An 18,622-nucleotide genomic window follows, 5' to 3' on the forward strand; every position below is an offset into this window, starting at 1 on the left:
TTTTGTAGATGGGGGGTCGCGTTACAGCGGCTCCACATCCACGGCGACCAGGATACCGTGGCTGCCGCCGCCCAGGATCACGCCGCGCAGGGGGCACACATCATCATAGTCGCGGCCCCAGCCCAGGGTGACATGGTCGGTATCGGCGCGCTTTCCATTGGTGGGGTCCAGATCGACCCAGCCGGCTTCCGCGCCACACCAGACCTGCACCCAGGCATGGCTTGCATCGGCACCGCGCAGCCTCTCCCGCCCCGGCGGCGGCAGGGTGCGCAGATATCCTGAAACATAGCGTGCTGGCAGACCCAGCGCGCGCAACGCCCCGATCATCAGGTGGGCGAAGTCCTGGCACACACCCCGCCGCTTGGACAAGACCTCCGATATGGGCGTGCTGACCGTGGTGGCGCTGGGGTCGAAGCTGAAATCTTCATGGATGCGGCGCATCAGGTCCATCGCACCCAGCGCGATCGGCTGGCCTGCGGGAAAGCTTTCGCTCGCGAAAGCAATTAAATCCGGCCCCCCTTGGGGCACCCGTTGGCTGGGGCCGATATATTCCACCGTTTCCATCAGGTCGGGTGCCTGTGCCGCGACCATTTCCCAGGCTGGGGTGAAAGCCGGATGAAGCGGCGGCGGCGGGGTGACTGTCACTTCCATCTCCGCCGTCACGGTCAGGTCACGGTGGGGGACCTGGATGCTGGCATAGGTGGCCGGATTGCCGAACCAGTCCCGCCGATCCACCATGGCGGCGGGCCAGGGCAGGATGGACAGTTCCAGCATCCGGCTTTCCTGGTGCGGATGCGGTCGCGGCGCCAGATGCGCGAGCAGATGGGAAGAGGTGACCGTGTCGCTGTAGCTGTAGCGGGTGACGTGGCGGCAGCGATAGCGCATCAGCCCGCTATCTGCCGACCCCGGCTCAGGTGGTGCGGGCAAAGACATGGCTGAAATAGGCCTGGCTCAACAGGTTGGAAATATCGGGCAGCATGCGACCCAGCCGGTCAGTCAGGTCGCACAGGGCGGTGCCATCCCGGGCGGGCTGCGGGTCGCGCAGCAGTTCCCCCGCCGTCAGCAGCAGGGAGCGGGCAAGCTGGGTGGGGCTGACGCCGTTTTCATCGCCGGTGATTTCCGGCAGGTTGGCCAGTTGCCGTTCCACCGTCCGGATCTGAAAGGCGAGAGAGCGGGGATGTTCCTCATCCGCCAGCAACAAGGACAGGACGGGTTCGCGCCGCACGCCCAGGGGGTGGCGTTCGCGATAGGCCGTGCCGGCGGCGCCCAGTTCCAGCAGGACCGACAAGGCGGCGCCGGTTGCGGCAGTGCCGCTGGCCAGCCCGCTGCCCTGGAAGCTGCCGATGATCCCGATCGCCCGTTCCAGCCGGCGGCCCAGCACCAGGAAACGCCAGGCCGGCCCCCGCGACATGCCATCCAGTTCCAGCCCGATCAGGGAGGCCAGCAGGGCGGAAATCTCATCCAGCCGCAGGCGCATCACGGCCGGGTCGGCCCGCATGGGGGCGGCGGCCCGTTCATCCAGCACGGCCAGCACGCCGCTGACATCGGATGGCAACCGGTCACGTACCCCGGCGGCGGCGCGGCGCAGGCGTTCCATCGTGGCGCGCAGGCCACCGGGATTGGCCGCGTCGGCCACGATTTCCAGCGCTTGACGCATGCCACGCACGGCGTCGGCCTCCGGCAGGGAGGCGATGCCGGCCGGGATCATGCCCATCCAGCCCATCAGCCGCAGCAGAGGCACCAGTTCTTCTTCCGCGCCGGGATGGGCGTCGTCGGACAGGCGACGGGCGGCGGCGCGCAGGATGCGCACGGCCTGATCCGCCCGTTCCGCATAACGCCCCACCCAGAACAGATGATCCGCCGCCCGGGAGGGAAGGTCGATGGTCGGCAGGCCGGCATCCCCGGCGCCATCGGGGGCCATCTGGCTTCGCCGGCGGGGCGTGGAAGCGCCCTCCAACGTCTTGCCGGTAATCCACACATCTTTGGCACCCGCCCCCTGTTGCAGGGAAACGGCGGCAAACCGGTCATCGGCGCTGATCCGGGCCAGCCCGCCCGGCATCACCATCCAGTCGCCATCACGGGTGGCGCAGGCAAAGGCGCGCAGCACCAGCGGGCAGGCATCCATATGCCCGTCACGCCAGACAGGGGCCGTGGACGGGGCGATGGCTTCCTGCGCTACCCATTGCTGGGGCCGCTGACGCAGGCGGCTGGCCATCTCCGCCCGGCCCGCCGCATCCAGTTCCCCGCCATAGATCGGCTGATGGCCCAGGCTGGAATAGGCGGGGCGGAAGACCAGCTGGTCCAAGCCACCCAGCATCTCCGCCCGCTGCCCGGCATCACCGCCCCACAATGTGGGCACATCAGGCAGAAGCGGCGCCTGTCCGAGAAGATGTTTCGATAACGTATCCATCCAGGGCAGCAGGGCGGGGCTGTCGGTCAGGCCGCTGCCCAGCCCGTTGCAGACCGTTACGTTGCCGCAACGGACGGCCTGGACCAAGCCCGGTACGCCCAGCGCACTGTCAGGCCGCAATTCCAGTGGATCGCAGAAATCATCATCCACCCGGCGCAGGATGACATCCACCCGTTCCAGCCCGCCCAGCGTCTTCAGGAAGACAGTCTGGTCCCGGATGGTGAGGTCGGCGCCCTCCACCAGGATCAGGCCCAGATTGCGGGCCAGATAAGCATGTTCGAAATAGGCCTCATTATAGGGGCCGGGGGTCAGCAGCACCATGCGCGGGCTGCCGTCAGGGCCGGAGGCACGGGGGGCCAGCGCCGCCAATGTCTGGCGCAACGTGTCGAAGAACGGGGCCAGCCGTTCCACATTGCAGTTCCGGAACGATTCTGCCAGCGTCTGGCTCAACACCACCCGGTTTTCCAGCGCATAGCCGGCCCCGGTAGGGGTTTGCGTGCGGCTGGCCAGCACGCGCCATTGCCCTTCCGGGTCGCGCACCAGATCGGCGGCGAACAGGGTCAGCCGGGCAGCGGGGGCCTGGACCAGCCCGTGGCAGGCGCGCAGAAAACCCGGATCGCCCAGAACCAGACCTGCCGGCAGAACCTGATCGCGGATCAGGGCTTGTTCGCCATACAGATCGGCCAGCACCCGGTCCATCAGGCGGGCGCGCTGGCGCAGACCTTCGCTGATCACCCGCCATTCCGCTGCCGGCAGCAGCAGCGGCACGGGGTCCAGTGGCCAGGGCCGCTCCACGCCCTGCGGGTCGGCATAGGCGTGATAGGTCACACCATTCTGGAACAGCAGCCGGCGTGCTGCATCCCACCGTTCCTCCATCGCGCCGCGCGTCAGTTCATCGGCCAGGAAGAAGCCTTGCCAATGGGGGCGCACGCCCCCCGTGCCTGTGACCATCTCGTCCCAGGCGCGGGATTGTTGCAGGGGAAGGGTGCGTGCGGGTTCAGCCAAGGCGAAGGTCAAGGGTCAGGGGGAAGTCCGGGTTGCGGATCTCAATCGGGGGCGGCATGGGCCCTGGTGTATGCCCGAACGGGAAGAAGCGCGCCAGCCTCCGTCCTTCCGCCTCGTTGGCGTTGACGGGAAAGGTGGTGAAGTTCCGACCGCCCGGATGGGCCACGTGATAAGTACAGCCACCGACGGACCGTCCCGTCCAGCTATCCAGAATGTCAAAAACCAGCGGCGCATGGACCGGAATGGTCGGATGCAGGCAGTTTGGCGGCTGCCAGGCGCGATACCGCACGCCGGCAACAAATTCCCCTTCCGTGCCGGTGGGGGTCAGCGGCACCTTGCGGCCATTGCAGGTGATCACGTGGCGGTCATCCACCGCCCCGGTCAGGCGCACCTGTACCCGTTCCAGGCTGCTATCGACGAATCGCACCGTGCCGCCGCCGCCCGGCTCCTCCCCCAACACATGCCAGGGTTCCAGCGCCGTGCGCAGTTCCAGCGACAGGTTGCGCTGGGTGACTGTGCCCAGAACCGGGAAGCGGAAGGCGATATGCGGCGTGAACCAGGATTCCTCGAACGCATAGCCGGCGGCACGCAGGTCGGCCACCACATCGGCCATGTCCTGCTGCACGAAATGCGGCAGCATGAACCGTTCATGCAGCTTCGTGCCCCAGCGCACCAGCCGCGCGCGATAGGGCTGGCGCCAGAACCAGGTGATCAAGGTGCGCAGCAGCAATTGCTGCACCAGGCTCATCTGCGCATGAGGCGGCATTTCAAAGCTGCGCAGTTCCAGCAAGCCCAGCCGGCCGGTGGAACTGTCGGGGCTGTAGAGCTTGTCGATGCAGAATTCACTGCGATGGGTGTTGCCCTGCACATCGACCAGCAGATGGCGCAGCGCCCGGTCCACCAGCCAGGGCGGGGCGCCCGTCCCGGCCTCATCCAGGATTTTGAAGGCGATTTCCAACTCGTACAGGCTGTCATGCCGCGCCTCGTCCACGCGCGGATGCTGGCTGGTCGGCCCGATGAACATGCCGGAGAACAGGAAGGACAGGGCCGGGTGGTTCTGCCAATAGGTCAGCAGTGAGCGCAACACATCCGGGCGGCGCAGGAACGGGCTGTCCGCCGGCGTGGCGCCGCCGACCACGATATGGTTGCCGCCTCCGGTGCCGATATGGCGACCATCCAGGGCGAATTTCTCCGTTGCCAGCCGGCTTTGCCGTGCATCCTCGTAAAGCTCGGTCGTGTTGCGGACCAGTTCCTCCCAGCTTGTCGCCGGATGGATATTCACCTCGATCACGCCGGGATCGGGTGTTACAGCAATGGAATTCAGGCGCGGATCGCGTGGCGGCGGATAGCCTTCCAGCACGACCGGCATATCCAGTTCCACGCAGGTGGCTTCAATTGCCGCCACCAGTTCCAGCCAATCCTCCAGATGGCTGGTTGGCGGCATGAAGATATAGAGCCGACCGTCGCGCGGCTCTATGCATAGCGCGGTCCGCACCACCCACCAGGCGGACTGACCCCGGTCAGGTACCTCGTCCCTTACATCGGCCATGCGGCGGCGGCGTTCCAGCGGTTCTGTACGGCCTTTACGTTCTGTCGTTTGCTGGGCCAGTTCCTCATAAGCGGGAAGGGGGGTGCGGGGATCGAACGGATCCTGCTCGTAAGACCAGGGATAATCTTTCTCATCCACCCAGGGCAGGCTGCCCAGCGGCAGCCGGTACCCTACGGGGCTGTCGCCCGGCGCCAGGATCAAACGGTCGGTGCGTAGCGGCCAGGTGCTGGACAGCCATACCGGGCCGGTTGCTTCGTGCCGGCGGCTCAGCGGCAGGGCATAGCCAATCGGGCGGTCAAGCCCCCGTTCGAATACACGGGCCAGACGGGCCCGCTCCTCTTCATTTTCCAGCTTGGCGTCGAACGGATCGACATTCACCGGCAGTTTGCGTTCACGCTGGATATAGTGCCAGGGGTCTTCAAAGGCCGCACGGGCATAGTCGGCGGGGATGCCCAGCCTTACCGCCAGGGCGCGGATGAACTCATCGGCATGGCTTGCCTCGAACCCGTAATGGATACGCTCATCCGCCTGATATTCATCATGGGTCCACAGCGCATCGCCATCGCGGCGCCAGTAAAGCTGCAGGGCCCAGCGCGGCAGGCTTTCCCCCGGATACCATTTGCCCTGGCCGAAATGCAGCAGGCCGCCGGGGCCGAACCGGGTTTTCAGCCGGCGGATCAGATCACCGGACAAGGTGCGTTTGGTGGGGCCCATGGCGGCGGTGTTCCATTCCGCCCCGTCCATATCGTCGATGGAAACAAAGGTCGGCTCGCCCCCCATGGTCAGGCGGATATCGCCATCCTGGATTTCCCGATCCACCTGGTGGCCCAGCGCCTCAATCGCCGCCCATTGCTCGGGCCAATAGGGCTTGGTCGTGCGTGGCTGCTCGGCGATGCGGGTGACAGACATCGCATGTTCGAATGACACTTCGCACAGTTCCAGCCCCCCAGTGATGGGGGCGGCGCTGAATGGGTCGGGCGTACAGGCAACGGGGATATGGCCTTCCCCCGCCATCAGGCCGGATGTGGGGTCCAGGCCGATCCAGCCGGCGCCGGGCAGGTACACCTCGCACCAGGCGTGCAAGTCGGTGAAGTCAGCCGTCGGTCCTTCCGGCCCTTCCAGCGGTTTCTGGTCAGCGACAAGCTGGATCAGGTAACCGGAGGCAAACCGCGCCGCCAGCCCCAGATTGCGCAGCGCCTGCACCATCAGCCAGGCGCTGTCCCGGCAGGAGCCGGTGCGTTTTTCCAGCGTCTCCTCGCAGGATTGCACCCCCGGTTCCAGCCGGATGACATAGCCGATCATCTCCTGAAGCCGGCTGTTCAGCGCCATCAGGAAGGAAACGGTGGCCTGCTCGCTCCGGTCGACGCCGGCCAGCAGTTCGGCCAGCAGCGGGCCGGGCGTTTCCGCCTCCAGGAACGGTTTCAGGTCCTTGGCCAGCAGCGGCTCATAGGTGAAAGGGTATTTTTCCGCCGCGGGTTCCAGGAAGAAATCGAACGGGTTGATGGCCGCCATATCGGCCACCAGATCCACCTCCAGCACGAATTCCGTCGTCTTTTCCGGAAAGACGAAGCGGGCCAGCCAGTTGCTCTGCGGGTCCTGCTGCCAGTTCAGGAAATGCTTTTTGGGCGTGACCTTCAGCGAGTAGGAGAGGATGGGGGTGCGGCAATGCGGGGCGGGCCGGAGCCTGACCACCTGCGGGCCCAGCATCACCGGGCGGTCATAACGATAAATCGTCTTATGGTTCAACGCGACATGGATACCCATACGGTCCTGTCTCCCAGCCTCTTAGACGGCGGCTCGTGGTGCCGCCGCAACCCCGGATGGTGACCGTAACATCAAAAGGAAGGCGGGTTAAGCTGCGTTGCAGCATTCTTGTCGAATGGAGGGATTGGCAGCATCTTTCTTGCCCGGTCGCGTGACCGGGGGCAGGGCTAGCGGTGATCGGCGGGCGCACGGGCGGCGCTGGGCGGTGCCCCGTTCAAACGCCCCCAGGCGCGGCGTAACTGCCGGGCGGAGGCGAATCCGGCCCGCTCCGCGACCGTTTCCATGTCCAGCCGGGACGTCTCCAGCAACTGGCGGGCCAGCGCCACGCGCAGCCTGTTCACATAGTCGGGAACGCTCATGCCGGTATATTCATTGAACAGGCGCGACAGATGGCGCGGGCTGGCATGCGCGATGCGCGACAGATCACCCAATGTCCAGTCCCGCGCGGGGTTGGCGGTGATGGCATCCTGGGTTCGGTGGATGACCGGATGCAGATGGTTGCGGCCCTCCAGCCAGGGGGAAAGCTGGGGGTCCGATCCAGTGCGGCGTATATAAACAACCAGATGCCGGGCCACGGCGCTGGCGATGGCCGGGCCAGCCTGCCGCGCGATCAGATGCAGCATCAGGTCGATGCCGGCCGTGACGCCGGCACTGGTCCAGACCGGACCATCCTCGACATAAAGGCGATTCTCCAGCACGCGGGCGGCAGGCGCCAGGCTTTGCAAGAGTGCGCAGTCGGCATGGTGGGTGGTACAGGCCCGGCCGTTCAGCAGACCCGCCCGCCCGGCCAGTATCGCGCCGGAACAGATACAGACCAGCAGATGCTCCGGCCCCATGGTCCGGGCAAGCCAATCAACGATGGCTTGTTCTGCTGTTTCGTCCTGCTGCCCCTCCGGCCCCGCCGGGGGACTGACGCTGCCCGAGACCAGGATCAGGGTGCCGGGCGCCACCATGGCGGGCAGGGGGGCGATGCCGGCCAGTTCCAGGCCGATGGAACTGGTGACTTTTTCCATCGGCCCTACATAACGCACATCATACCCGACCGGGCTGCCCGCTGTCAGACCGCAGCGACGCAGCCCTTCCAGCGGGCCGGCAATGTCCAGCAGCAGGGCGCGCGGCGGCACCACCACCAATACGGGGATCAGCCGCCGCTTCTCTGTCATAATGCAGCCAATGCCTCTTCCACACTGGCGATGCGCGCAAAGCGCCGGGCCAGCACCAGTTCCGTTCGTTGCGCGATCTCCGCAGCGGACCAGAGACGCCCTTCCCGATCCTGCATCGGGAAGGTGAGGGTGGCTTCCGTCACGTAATCCACCTCATAGCCCAGATCGCTGGCGTGGCGGGTTGTGGTTTCGCAACATTGCTCCGTCCGGATGCCGCTGACGATCACGCGACCTATGCCATTCCGGGTCAACCACACATCCAGGCCGGACCCGATCAAGGCGCTGTGGCGGGTTTTCTCAAACCGGGCATCCGTATCAATCCGCAAGGGTTCCAGTGCCCGGACATGGCCCGACGCGATGGAGAAAGGCCCATCCTTTTCGACATGGAAGATCTGCACCACCTTGGCCCCGGCTTCTTTCGCCCCATCATGCAACCGCTGGAGACGGCGGGTGAAGCGATCAAGGTCAGCCACGTCCCAATAGGGGCGGTGACGGAAGCTCTCCTGCGCATCGATGATCAGCAGGGCGGTCTGTGAAGCGGACATTTTATGAACTCCATCGCTCTAGGATGGTGCTCAATTTATTAGGGATATTCCAGGCTAGAAAGGCATGCACCGGACCAAATGCGGACAAAAACAGCCAAATCCATATCCTCCAGAAGCAGGCCCAGTGACCGCGTGCTGCCAGCGGTTTCGTCCATTCTCACAGGCTTTTTCAGCAAAACCGTGGAAACGGTTGAAAGCGCTTGTTAACCACCGCATGATTAGAGTGGCTCAGAAGGGGGTCATTCGCTACGACAGCGGCTGACTGTAACTGTACGAAGCGGTAGGGGTGCGCACACGATGACTGCCATGGAAACCGATGGCGGTGGGTCGACGGAACATGAACAGCCGCGCAAGAAGTTGAGCGGCAAGAAAATCGTTCTGTTCATCGTGCTGCCGATTCTGCTGATCGTCGCGGGGGGTGCCGCGGCCTTTTTCACCGGCATGCTGGATGGGCTTCTGGGCAAGAAGCATGAGGGGGAGGAGGAGCATGTCGAGGAAAAGCATGAGCCTGCCTTGCCGCCTTATAACGGCCCCCCCTTGTTCAAGGACATGCCGGATATCCTGGTGAACCTGAATACCGGGGAACGGCGCGCCACCCTGCTGAAGCTGGGCATCACCCTTGAAGTGTCGCGGCCGGAAGAAATGGCGCCGCTGGATGTGGCGATGCCGCGCATCACCGACGCTTTCCAGGTCTATCTGCGTGAGCTGCGGGTGGATGACCTGCGCGGCTCGGCCGGCATGTACCGGCTGCGGGAGGAACTGTTGCTGCGGGTGAATACGGCGACGGCCCCGATCAAGGTCAAGGATGTGCTGATCAAAGAATTCCTGGTCCAGCAGTGAGACCGGTAGCGGGGATGAAGCATGGCCGGGCCTGAGGAACTGAGCGAAGAAGAACGGATGGCCGCCGAATGGGCGGCCATGGCGGATGAGGCTGCCGGCGACGCCTTCGGTGATATGGGCGGCGGCGGGGGCGGTGGCGCCACCCGGGTGCTGAACCAGGACGAAATCGACAGCCTGCTGGGCTTCGACAAGGACGGTTCCGGCGACGGCGACAATACCGGCGTCATGGCGCTGGTGAACTCGGCGCTGGTCAATTACGAACGCCTGCCCATGCTGGAGGTGGTCTTTGACCGCCTTGTCCGCATGATGTCCACATCCTTGCGTAACTTCACGTCCGATAACGTTGAAGTGTCGCTGGACCAGATCAGCTCCGTCCGTTTCGGCGATTACCTGAACTCCATCCCGCTGCCGGCCATGCTGGCCGTGTTCAAGGCGGAGGAGTGGGACAATTACGGGCTGATGGTGATCGACTCAGCCCTGATCTATTCCATCGTGGACGTGCTGCTGGGCGGGCGGCGCGGCACGGCGGCGATGCGTATTGAAGGCCGGCCTTACACCACGATTGAACGCAATCTGGTGGAGCGCATGGTCCATGTGGTCCTGTCGGACCTGTCCGCCGCATTCGACCCGCTGTCGCCCGTCACCTTCCGTTTCGACCGGCTGGAAACGAATCCCCGTTTCGCCACCATCGCCCGGCAGGCCAATGCCGCCGTGCTGGTGAAGCTGCGCATTGATATGGAAGATCGCGGCGGTCGTCTGGAACTGCTGATCCCCTATGCCACGCTGGAGCCGGTGCGCGAACTGCTGCTCCAGATGTTCATGGGTGAGAAATTTGGCCGTGATAGCATCTGGGAAACCCACCTGGCGTCGGAGCTTTGGCAAACGGATGTTCACCTCTCGGCTGTACTGGATGAAATTGTGTTGCCGCTGAACGAGGTGCTGTCCTGGCGGGTCGGCAGCCGCGTGCTGCTGAACGTCGCGCCGGAGGAAACGATTGAGCTGCGATGCGGGGATGTGCCGATGTTCCTGGGCCGGATGGGCCGCAAGGGGGGCAATATCGCCGTGCGGATCGATCGTGAGTCGCCCAAACCGGAGTCGCAGCAATGATCCCCGGCCTGCTTTCCCTGGTGCTGGACCTGGCCGTTATCGGCCTGCTGGTTGCCACCATCATCTATGCCGTGCGGTTGAACCGCCAGCTTTCCGCCGTTAAGGAAAGCCGGGCGGAACTGGAAGAACTGATCAAGGGTTTCGCGGAAGCGACGGCCCAGGCCGACAGTTCCGTCAAGGGCATGCGCAAGGCGGCAACGGAATCCGGTGAGGCGCTGAGCGCGCTTATCACCCGTGCCCGTACCTTGAAGGACGAGATGGAACTGATTGTCCATGCCGCCGACGATCTGGCCAACCGGCTGGAAGCGGCATCGGGCAAGGCGCGCCAGACGGTGATGCCAACCTCGACGGCGCCCGCGCCGGCCTTGAGCGCACCGCCGCGCGGCCCGGCCCTATCCCAGGCCGCTGCCGCGCCGGCGGCCCGGTCCCAACCGGTGCCGGCATCCCCCGCCACCGGGGCTGAACCCAGATCGCGCGCGGAGAAGGAATTGCTTCAGGCGCTGGAGAATCTGCGTCCATGAACACCAAGCCGCCCCTGGCTGCCGGTCAGGCGCCCCGGCCCGGTGCCGCACCTGCACGGGCAGCTTCCGCTCCCCGTAAAGCAGCGCCCGGCAAGGCTGGAAAACGTCCCCCCGGTCCCGCCCCCCGGAAGCCCCGGCGAGCCTTGTTGCGCCCCGGTCTTTTGCCAGCCGTGATTTGCGCCGCCGGCCTGCTGGTGGGGGTGAAGGTTGGCGATATCTGGGTCAGCCTTTCGACGGGTGCGGCCTTCAATCTGGTGCCTTCATCCATTGCCCAGCAGGCGGAGCCCGTCGGCTTGCCGGAACGGCCGGACGCTTTGCCCGTGCCGCCACAGCAGGTTGCGCAGGCGGATAAACCGGCGCCGGCCGCAACGCCGGCGGCCGCCCCGCATGCCCAGCCACCAGCCGCCGCCCCTGAGGGAACGCCGCCCGCAGAAGGGGCGGCCACCGCGCCCGCCTCGTCGCAGCCTTCCGGTGCGCCGGCCCAGACTTTCAGCCCGACGCAGCTTGAATTGTTGCAGCGGTTGCAGGAGCGCCGCGAACAGATTGACCAGCGCGCCCGCGAACTGGATCAGCGGGAAGCGATGCTGGCGGCGGCAGAGGCTCGTTTCGACCAGAAGATCGCCGAGTTGCAGGATCTGAAAAAGGAAATCCAGGGCCTGCTGACGACCGTGAATGCCGAACAGCAGGCGCAGCTTGATAGTCTGGTGAAGATTTACGAGACGATGAAGCCGGCGGACGCCGCGAAGATCTTTAATGCGCTGGAAAACAAGGTTCTGCTGAACGTCATCAGCCGGATGAAGGAAAGCAAGGCTGCGCCCGTGCTGGCAGCGATGGATTCTGCACGCGCGCAGGAAGTTACCATTTTGCTTGCTGAGCGGAAGAGGCTGCCCACCGTACCGGAATGATTGTATGAAGACCGGTGGAGCCTTTTATTCCATCTTTTTAGTTGCCTGTTATCACCCTTGTCCGCCTCTCTTCTTCTTGCTGTGAAGGTGTTCAGATGCTTCGCACCGCCGTTGATCCCGCTCTGAAGGAACGTCTGGAGGTCGCCCGCGCAGAGGCCCGCCAGCCGCTGTCGCGTGAGGAGGTGGCCGGCATCGTCACATCCGTTGTCGGCTCCCTGGGTGGGGAACTGTCCCAGCACCATCTTCAGGTCTATTCGGAGCTGGAGGGGCTGGCCCGCTTCATCAACAATGCCAAGAAGGAAATCGCGGCGATCCAGCCGGCGGACATCCATTCTGAACATATCCCCCTGGCGACGGATGAATTGGACGCGGTTGTCGGCGCGACGGAAGATGCGACCAACCGCATCATGGACGCTTGCGACCAGATGATGGGGCTGGCGGGCGATGTGCCGGCGGAAGTGTCCACCAAGCTGATGGACATCACCACGGGCATCTATGAAGCCTGTAATTTCCAGGACATTACCGGCCAGCGTATCAGCAAGGTGGTGCGGGCGCTGAAACATATTGAGCAGAAGGTGGAAGTGCTGCTGGTCGCCATGGGCGAGGAAGTGCAGCGCCGCCACCCCGTGACGGCGGAAACGCCGGTTGCTGAGGTTGCCGCCGATACCAAGCTGTTGAACGGCCCCTCCATGCCGGGGGCTGGTATCGATCAGGCCTTCATTGATTCCCTGTTCGACTGATCGCCCGCAACCCGACCCGAGGATGAATGTCGCCCACCGACCTGCCAACGCCCACCGGCCCTGCTTCCGACAGGTTTTCCCCTGACCGGGAGATGACGCTGCCGTTTGGCGCTGGCGTGCCGGGGGGGGGTGCGAGTGCAGGGCAGGGCGGCGGCGCGCCACTTTACGCCTATCTCGGCCTTTTCATGCTGATGCTGGCCTTTTTCATCCTGCTGAACGCCATTTCCCATTTTCATCAGGATAAGGTTGGTGCCGTCATACGCAGCGTGGATCAGGCATTTGCCATGCCCCTGACCGGGCGGGGCGGTGCCGGGGGTGAAGAGGCGGGCCAGCAGGCCGCAGCGGCTTCGCTGCGCGATCTCGGTGATCTGGTGCGCACCCAACTGGCCTTGGCGAAGGTGGATGCCGGGGCGGACGGCACGACATTGGCCGTCATCCTGCCGGCTTCTGATCTGTTTGTGGGGGACACGCTGGCCATCCGCCCAGATCGCATTGCTTTGATGGACCGGGTGGCGGCAACGCTGGCGCCCCGACCGCAAGGAGTGCAGATCCAGGCTGAAATCCTGTTTGCCACGCAAGATGTAGCGGACAGCGCCCCCCTGGTTGCCCGCGCCGGTGCGATGGCACGGGCGCTTGTGGCCAATGGCGTGCCGCCGGCCCCCCTGTCGGTGGGGCTGGAGCGGGGAACTGCGGCGGGACAGGTGCGGTTCCTGTTCACCCTGCCATCGCCGGTCACACCGGTGGGGGTTGGGCAATGATGCGGCGCTCTCTTTCCAGTCTGCCCCGCCTGTTGCCGGCCACTGCGACGGAGGCCGGGCGGGCCTGGATGGTGACCTTCACCGACCTGATCTGCCTGATGCTGACCTTTTTCGTCATGCTCTACGCCATGTCGGAGCCGGACCCGGCCCGTTATCAGGCCCTGGTGGCAGGAACACCGGGGATGAGTGATGTGGGCGGTGGCGTGCAGCCGGCTGGCGCCGCCCTGACGGCAACGGCGCTGGACCGGGGACGGGCGGCCGATCTGGGCTATCTGGGCCGCATCTTTGAAAATCTGCTGGCGGATAACCCGGAACTGGCATCAGTCACGATTGAAAAACGGGAACAGGGGTTGGTGCTGGCCCTGCCATCAGAGCTTCTGTTTGCCCCCGGTGATGCCACCCTTTCGCCGGCAGGACGCCAAGCCATGTTCGTCATGGGGGGTGTCGCCGCCAATATCGGCAACGCCCTGGACGTGGTTGGCCATGCCGATTCCACGCCGGCCGGCAGCCGCTGGCCTTCCAACTGGGAATTGTCGCTGGCCCGCGCCCAGGCGGTGGCCCAGGCCCTGCGGGATGCCGGATATCTGCGCGATATCACTGTACGGGGCCATGGCGACGGGCTTTCCGCCGGTGCTGCCGACAATGCGCGGGCCCGCCGGGTTGAACTGGTGGTCCGTGACCATGGGGGCGGGGCATGAGCCGGCTTTCCTCCCTCTGCGCCCTGCTGATGGCCTCCACGCTGCTGGTATCCCCTGTGCAGGCCCAGCCGGCGGCGACCCCTGGCCCGGCGGCGGAAAAGGTGGGCGTGCGCAGTGGCACCCATCCCACTTACAGCCGGCTGGTGTTTGATTGGCCTCGCAACACGCCCTACAGCGTGCAGCAGGATGGCGATCAGGTGACGATCCGTTTTCCGGTGGCGGCAGAGGCGGATCTGGCGCGGGTGGTGCGCACCCCGCCACCCCGCATCACCGGCCTCAGCCAGGAACGGGTCGACGGTGCCCTCCTGGTGCGCTTCCGCATCCCGGCCGGCGCCGGCATCAAGGATATGCGGGCTGGCACGCGGGTGGTGATTGATGTGCTGGACAAGGCGCCTGCTGCCAAACCACCTGCCCCTGCGCCTGAGCCCACGCAGGCGCCCAAACCCGCGCCGACCGCCACGCAGGCCCCGACCCGGCTGACGCCTGATCCGGCGAAGCCAGCCGCCTCCCCGGAAAAGCCGGCTCAGACGGCAGCTAAACCGGTTCCGGCTGATCCGCGTCGTACCAAGGAAGGGGCGCCGCTGTTCGAGCTTCGCGGTGGTGCTGCGCCTGCCCCTGGTGAACCGGCGGCTGCCGGCGCCGCGCCGGCGCCGACCCCTGCCAGCCCGACCCCGGCACCGGCCCCAGCCGGACAAAACAAGACATCTGTGCCGGCGGCCGCACCCGCCACGCCCGTACCCGTGTCCTCGCCCGCGTTGCCACCGGCGGAGCAGGCGGGTGCCATGAGCATTCCGTTCGATCCCAAGGCTGGTACCGCCGCTGCCGTGTTCGAGCGGGCGGGATGGCTCTATATCCTGTTTGACCGCCCCGTCCCGCCGGAGACGGCACCAGCGCCCGCCGCTGTACCGTGGCTGGGCTCCACGATTGAACCGGTGACCGTGCCTGAGGCTGGAGGCTTCCGCCTGCCGATGCCGGCCTTGATGCGCGCCGCTGTTCGCCGTGATGGCACGGCATGGCATGTCGATTTCAACCGTGTCACCGACTTGCCCGGTGCTGACACGCGCCCCACTGGCCTGATCGCGACCCCCGATCTCGACTTTGCCCTGGGGCCGCGTCTGGTGGTGGCGATGCCGGATGCCGGATCAGTCCTTTCCTTCAAAGATCCGGTGGTCGGCGATACTTTGTCGGTTGTGCCGCTGTCCCAGCCCGGCCCCCATGTCGCCCTGTCCCAGCGTTTCGCCCAGGCGCAACTCCTGCCCACGCTGCAAGGGCTTGTGGTCCGCCCGCTTGATGATGGGTTGAGCGTTCAGCCGGTGCGTGAAGGGGTGGAAATCACAGCCCCTGGCGGGCTGCAATTATCCTCCGCCGCCGATATTTTATCCGTGGCGCCGCCGCCTCCGCCCAAGAAAGAGGTGGATCGTCTCTATGATTTCAAGCGGTGGGGACAGGTGCCTGCTGCGGATTATATCAAGGCGCGGCAGGCCAAATGGGACCAGCTTGTGCAGTTGCCGGAGGCCGAGCGTAATCGGGGCCGGCTGGGACTTGCCCGCTTCTATATCGCCAATGGTCTGGCTTATGAGGCGCAGGGCATGCTGGACCGGGTGCAGGAGGTGCAGCCCGATGTGGATCGCCGGCCAGAGTTTCTGGCCGTGCGCGGCATCGCCCGCGCCCTGACCCGGGATTATGATGGCGCCCTGGCCGATCTGGGCAATCCAGGTCTGGCGGGGGAGGCGGATACCGACCTGTGGCGGGCCGCTGCCCTGGGGGGCAAGCAGGATTATGCCGCTGCTCAGGCATTGTTCGAAGCCCGCAAGGAAGCGCTGGCAAATTATCCGGACCCATATTTTTCAGAATTGTCGCTGGCGGCCGCCAATACTGCGCTGGAACAGAACCAGCCCAAGGCCGCAGCCGCCATCCTGGATCGCGCCGTCAAACGCGGTGTTGCCGAAGGCCAATTGGGCCCGGCGCTGGATTATTATCGCGGCAAGATATTCCGCGCCGAAGGCGATAATGACAAGGCGCTGGCCCAGTTTGAAAAAGCGATGGGCAGTCGTGACCGGCTTTACGCCATGCGGGCCAAGCGCGACTTCATCGATACGTCGCTGGCCGCCGGCAAGATCGACGCCAAGGAAGCCGCAAAGCGGATGGAGGAGATGCGCTTCGCCTGGATCGGCGATGCGCTGGAACTGTCCAATCTGCGCCGTATCGGGGAGGTGCATGCCCTGGCTGGCAATTATCCCCAAGCCTTCGACACGATGCGCCGTACCATCGCCCTGTTTCCGGATACGCCGGACGCCAAGGAGATTGCTGCGGACATGACCCGCACCTTCACCGATCTGTTCGCCAAGGACGGGGCGGCGAAGATGCCGGCCTTGGATGCGCTGGCGCTGTATGAACAATATCGGGAACTGACCCCGCCCGGTCCTGATGGTGACCGCATCATCCAGAAGCTGGCGGAACGGATGGTGGAGATTGACCTGCTGGACCGCGCGGCGGAGCTGCTGGACCATCAGGTGCAATATCGCCTGACGGGGCTGGACAAGGCCAGGGTCGGGACGCGGCTGGCCGGCATCCGGCTGCTGGACAGCAAGCCGGCAGAGGCGCTGGCCGCCCTTGATCGCACCCAGATGGAGGAAATGCCCGCCGATCTGGTGGAGGAGCGGCGCCTGCTGCGCGCCCGCGCCCTGTCGCAGGCGGGCAAGGGGGGCGAAGCGGTGGCCCTGCTGACCGATGACCGGTCACGCAATGCCAACCTGCTGCGGGTGGATATCGCCATGCGGGACCGGCAATGGGCCGCCGCCGCTGCCGCCCTGGGTGATTTGATTACCCCGCCGCCGGCGGCGGGCACGGCGATTGATCCGGCCCAGTCCAAACTGGTCGTTAACCGCGCGGTTGCTTTGTCCCTGGCGCAGGATAATGCGGGGCTGGATGCGCTGCGCCGCGATTATGGCACCGCCATGGACCAGGGGCCGGATGCCACCGCCTTCCAGGTGCTGACCCGGCCGGAAGCCTCGGCGGGGCTGGCCGACGCCGCCACCATCCGGTCACGTATCACGGAAATCGACCTGTTCCGCAGCTTTCTGGATACTTACCGCGCCAAGCAGCAGGAAACAGCGGCCCCAGCCCCGGCGGCGGACCCGGCGACCGCGGCCAGCCCGGCACCGGCAACGCAGCCTCCCTCCTGATCGGTCTGGTTATACGCTTCACCGTTTCCTTTCCGGTTTGGAACGACTATCTAAAGGCAGGAACGGAACGGGATCATCAGCGGGGATAATGTGGCCGCAGGATTGTTCGATGCCGCCGCACCCCGGCCCCTGGCCGACCGGTTGCGGCCCCAGAAGCTGGCCGAGGTGGTGGGCCAGGATCATCTGCTGCGCGAGGGCGCACCCATTGGCCGGATGATCGCCGCGCGGCGGCTTTCCTCCATGATCCTCTGGGGGCCGCCTGGCTGCGGCAAGACCACGCTGGCCCGGCTGCTGGCCCAGACGACCGATCTGCATTTTGAGCCTTTGTCGGCCATTTTCTCCGGCGTGGCAGATCTGCGCAAAGTTTTTGAGGCTGCGCGCGCGCGCCGTACCGGTGGGCAGGGGACGCTGCTGTTCATCGATGAGATCCATCGGTTCAACCGCTCCCAGCAAGACGGTTTCCTGCCCTATGTTGAGGATGGGACCGTTACCCTGGTGGGCGCGACGACAGAGAATCCATCTTTTGAATTGAATGCCGCCTTGCTGTCCCGCGCCCAGGTGTTCGTATTGAACCGCCTGGACGATGGGGCGTTGGAGCAATTGCTGCAACGTGCAGAGGCGGAGGAGGGGCGCCCCCTGCCGGTCGATGGCGATGCCCGCAACGCGGTGAAGGCGCTGGCCGATGGTGACGGCCGTTATTGTCTGAACCTGTGTGAGGAACTGTTCGCCCTGCCGGCGGGCACGATGCTGGACACCAATGGCCTTGCCAGTGCCGTGCAGCGGCGGATGCCGCTTTATGACAAGGCGCAGGAAGGCCATTACAACCTGATCTCCGCCCTGCATAAATCGCTGCGCGGGTCGGACACGGATGCCGCGCTTTACTGGTACGCCCGCATGCTGGCCGGCGGGGAAGACCCGCGCTATATCGCCCGCCGCCTCACCCGCTTCGCGGTAGAGGATATCGGCATGGCCGACCCGGCAGCCCTGACCCAGGCAACGGCGGCATGGGAGGCTTATGAAAGGCTGGGCAGCCCGGAGGGCGAACTGGCTATCGCTCAACTGGTGATCTATCTGGGCACCGCGCCCAAATCCAACGCCGCCTATACGGCCTATAAGGAAGCAGTGCGTGCCGCCAAGGAAACCGGCAGCCTGTCACCGCCTAAACATATACTGAATGCGCCGACCAAGCTGATGAAGCAGTTGGGTTACGGCAAGGGCTATAATTACGACCATGACACGGCGGAAGGTTTCAGCGGGCAGAATTACTTCCCGGAAGAAATGCCCCGCCGCGAATTTTACCGTCCGGTCGAACGAGGGTTCGAGCGCGATGTACGCAAACGCCTGGATTACTGGGCACGGTTGCGGGCGGAGAAGGGGGGCGACTGAGCATCCCCCCTCGGTCCTGGTACTTGGGTGCCAGAAAATAAAAAAG

General features: G+C 65.2%; 14 protein-coding genes. 9 read left to right on the top strand and 5 right to left on the bottom strand.

Going from position 1 to position 18,622, the window contains the following annotated elements:
* Nucleotides 1–21: 21 nt before the first annotated feature.
* The 5 genes from G473_RS0117725 to G473_RS0117745 all read right to left on the bottom strand — a co-directional run bounded on the left by G473_RS0117725 (nt 22) and on the right by G473_RS0117745 (nt 8,436).
* Nucleotides 22–933, bottom strand: coding sequence for a transglutaminase family protein (locus tag G473_RS0117725; protein WP_029014207.1), 912 nt, complete (start codon nt 931–933; stop codon nt 22–24).
* Complete coding sequence (locus G473_RS27585; protein ID WP_154667452.1) at nt 911–3,415, bottom strand: circularly permuted type 2 ATP-grasp protein; 2,505 nt, start codon at nt 3,413–3,415, stop codon at nt 911–913. Before G473_RS27585 ends, G473_RS0117725 begins: the two co-directional genes overlap by 23 nt.
* Nucleotides 3,408–6,728, bottom strand: coding sequence for a transglutaminase family protein (locus tag G473_RS0117735; protein ID WP_029014208.1), 3,321 nt, complete (start codon nt 6,726–6,728; stop codon nt 3,408–3,410). The genes G473_RS27585 and G473_RS0117735 overlap by 8 nt, the downstream gene beginning before the upstream one ends.
* A 167-nt stretch (nt 6,729–6,895) precedes the next feature.
* The gene (locus G473_RS0117740) at nt 6,896–7,891 is read right to left on the bottom strand and encodes a GlxA family transcriptional regulator (protein ID WP_029014209.1); all 996 of its coding nucleotides are present in this window, start codon (nt 7,889–7,891) and stop codon (nt 6,896–6,898) included.
* Nucleotides 7,888–8,436 carry an isochorismatase family protein gene (locus G473_RS0117745; protein ID WP_029014210.1) on the bottom strand — a complete coding sequence of 183 codons (549 nt, stop codon included), beginning with the start codon at nt 8,434–8,436 and terminating at the stop codon, nt 7,888–7,890. Before G473_RS0117745 ends, G473_RS0117740 begins: the two co-directional genes overlap by 4 nt.
* A 297-nt stretch (nt 8,437–8,733) precedes the next feature.
* Here G473_RS0117745 and G473_RS0117755 point away from each other — a divergent pair, with 297 nt between their 5' ends.
* The 9 genes from G473_RS0117755 (at nt 8,734) to G473_RS0117795 (ending at nt 18,576) form a co-directional block, all read left to right on the top strand.
* On the top strand, nt 8,734–9,276 hold the full coding sequence (locus G473_RS0117755) for a flagellar basal body-associated FliL family protein (RefSeq protein WP_029014211.1): 543 nt from the start codon (nt 8,734–8,736) through the stop codon (nt 9,274–9,276).
* Between the two features lie 21 nt (nt 9,277–9,297).
* Nucleotides 9,298–10,383, top strand: coding sequence for a flagellar motor switch protein FliM (fliM, locus tag G473_RS0117760; RefSeq protein ID WP_029014212.1), 1,086 nt, complete (start codon nt 9,298–9,300; stop codon nt 10,381–10,383).
* Nucleotides 10,380–10,904, top strand: a complete 525-nt coding sequence (locus tag G473_RS27590) for a DUF6468 domain-containing protein (protein WP_035707644.1) — start codon at nt 10,380–10,382, stop codon at nt 10,902–10,904. The genes fliM and G473_RS27590 overlap by 4 nt, the downstream gene beginning before the upstream one ends.
* Before the next feature lie 146 nt (nt 10,905–11,050).
* Nucleotides 11,051–11,809, top strand: a complete 759-nt coding sequence (locus G473_RS27595) for a MotE family protein (RefSeq protein ID WP_154667453.1) — start codon at nt 11,051–11,053, stop codon at nt 11,807–11,809.
* A gap of 95 nt (nt 11,810–11,904) precedes the next feature.
* Nucleotides 11,905–12,549 (top strand): protein phosphatase CheZ, encoded by a 645-nt coding sequence (locus tag G473_RS0117775; RefSeq protein ID WP_029014213.1) that lies wholly within the window; start codon nt 11,905–11,907, stop codon nt 12,547–12,549.
* 26 nt (nt 12,550–12,575) lie between these two features.
* Nucleotides 12,576–13,307, top strand: coding sequence for a flagellar motor protein MotB (locus tag G473_RS27600; RefSeq protein ID WP_051330401.1), 732 nt, complete (start codon nt 12,576–12,578; stop codon nt 13,305–13,307).
* A complete protein-coding gene (locus G473_RS0117785; protein WP_084438267.1) occupies nt 13,304–14,005 on the top strand; it encodes an OmpA/MotB family protein in 702 nt (233 codons plus the stop codon). The genes G473_RS27600 and G473_RS0117785 overlap by 4 nt, the downstream gene beginning before the upstream one ends.
* Nucleotides 14,002–17,190 (top strand): tetratricopeptide repeat protein, encoded by a 3,189-nt coding sequence (locus G473_RS30895; RefSeq protein ID WP_051330402.1) that lies wholly within the window; start codon nt 14,002–14,004, stop codon nt 17,188–17,190. The genes G473_RS0117785 and G473_RS30895 overlap by 4 nt, the downstream gene beginning before the upstream one ends.
* Nucleotides 17,191–17,280: 90 nt before the next feature.
* Entirely contained in the window at nt 17,281–18,576 is a 1,296-nt protein-coding gene (locus G473_RS0117795; RefSeq protein ID WP_154667454.1) for a replication-associated recombination protein A, read from the top strand.
* Nucleotides 18,577–18,622: the final 46 nt, after the last annotated feature.

It is taken from the genome of Niveispirillum irakense DSM 11586, from assembly GCF_000429645.1.
Lineage (GTDB): Bacteria > Pseudomonadota > Alphaproteobacteria > Azospirillales > Azospirillaceae > Niveispirillum > Niveispirillum irakense.

What these genes read in the sequence shown, in the direction of transcription:
- G473_RS27600 (WP_051330401.1), top strand. Translation starts at nt 12,576, where the DNA reads ATGTCGCCCACCGACCTGCCAACGCCCACCGGCCCTGCTTCCGACAGG.
- G473_RS0117735 (WP_029014208.1), bottom strand. Translation starts at nt 6,728, where the DNA reads ATGGGTATCCATGTCGCGTTGAACCATAAGACGATTTATCGTTATGAC.
- G473_RS0117775 (WP_029014213.1), top strand. Translation starts at nt 11,905, where the DNA reads ATGCTTCGCACCGCCGTTGATCCCGCTCTGAAGGAACGTCTGGAGGTC.
- G473_RS0117745 (WP_029014210.1), bottom strand. Translation starts at nt 8,436, where the DNA reads ATGTCCGCTTCACAGACCGCCCTGCTGATCATCGATGCGCAGGAGAGC.
- G473_RS0117740 (WP_029014209.1), bottom strand. Translation starts at nt 7,891, where the DNA reads ATGACAGAGAAGCGGCGGCTGATCCCCGTATTGGTGGTGGTGCCGCCG.
- G473_RS27590 (WP_035707644.1), top strand. Translation starts at nt 10,380, where the DNA reads ATGATCCCCGGCCTGCTTTCCCTGGTGCTGGACCTGGCCGTTATCGGC.
- G473_RS0117785 (WP_084438267.1), top strand. Translation starts at nt 13,304, where the DNA reads ATGATGCGGCGCTCTCTTTCCAGTCTGCCCCGCCTGTTGCCGGCCACT.
- G473_RS0117725 (WP_029014207.1), bottom strand. Translation starts at nt 933, where the DNA reads ATGTCTTTGCCCGCACCACCTGAGCCGGGGTCGGCAGATAGCGGGCTG.
- fliM (WP_029014212.1), top strand. Translation starts at nt 9,298, where the DNA reads ATGGCCGGGCCTGAGGAACTGAGCGAAGAAGAACGGATGGCCGCCGAA.
- G473_RS30895 (WP_051330402.1), top strand. Translation starts at nt 14,002, where the DNA reads ATGAGCCGGCTTTCCTCCCTCTGCGCCCTGCTGATGGCCTCCACGCTG.
- G473_RS0117755 (WP_029014211.1), top strand. Translation starts at nt 8,734, where the DNA reads ATGACTGCCATGGAAACCGATGGCGGTGGGTCGACGGAACATGAACAG.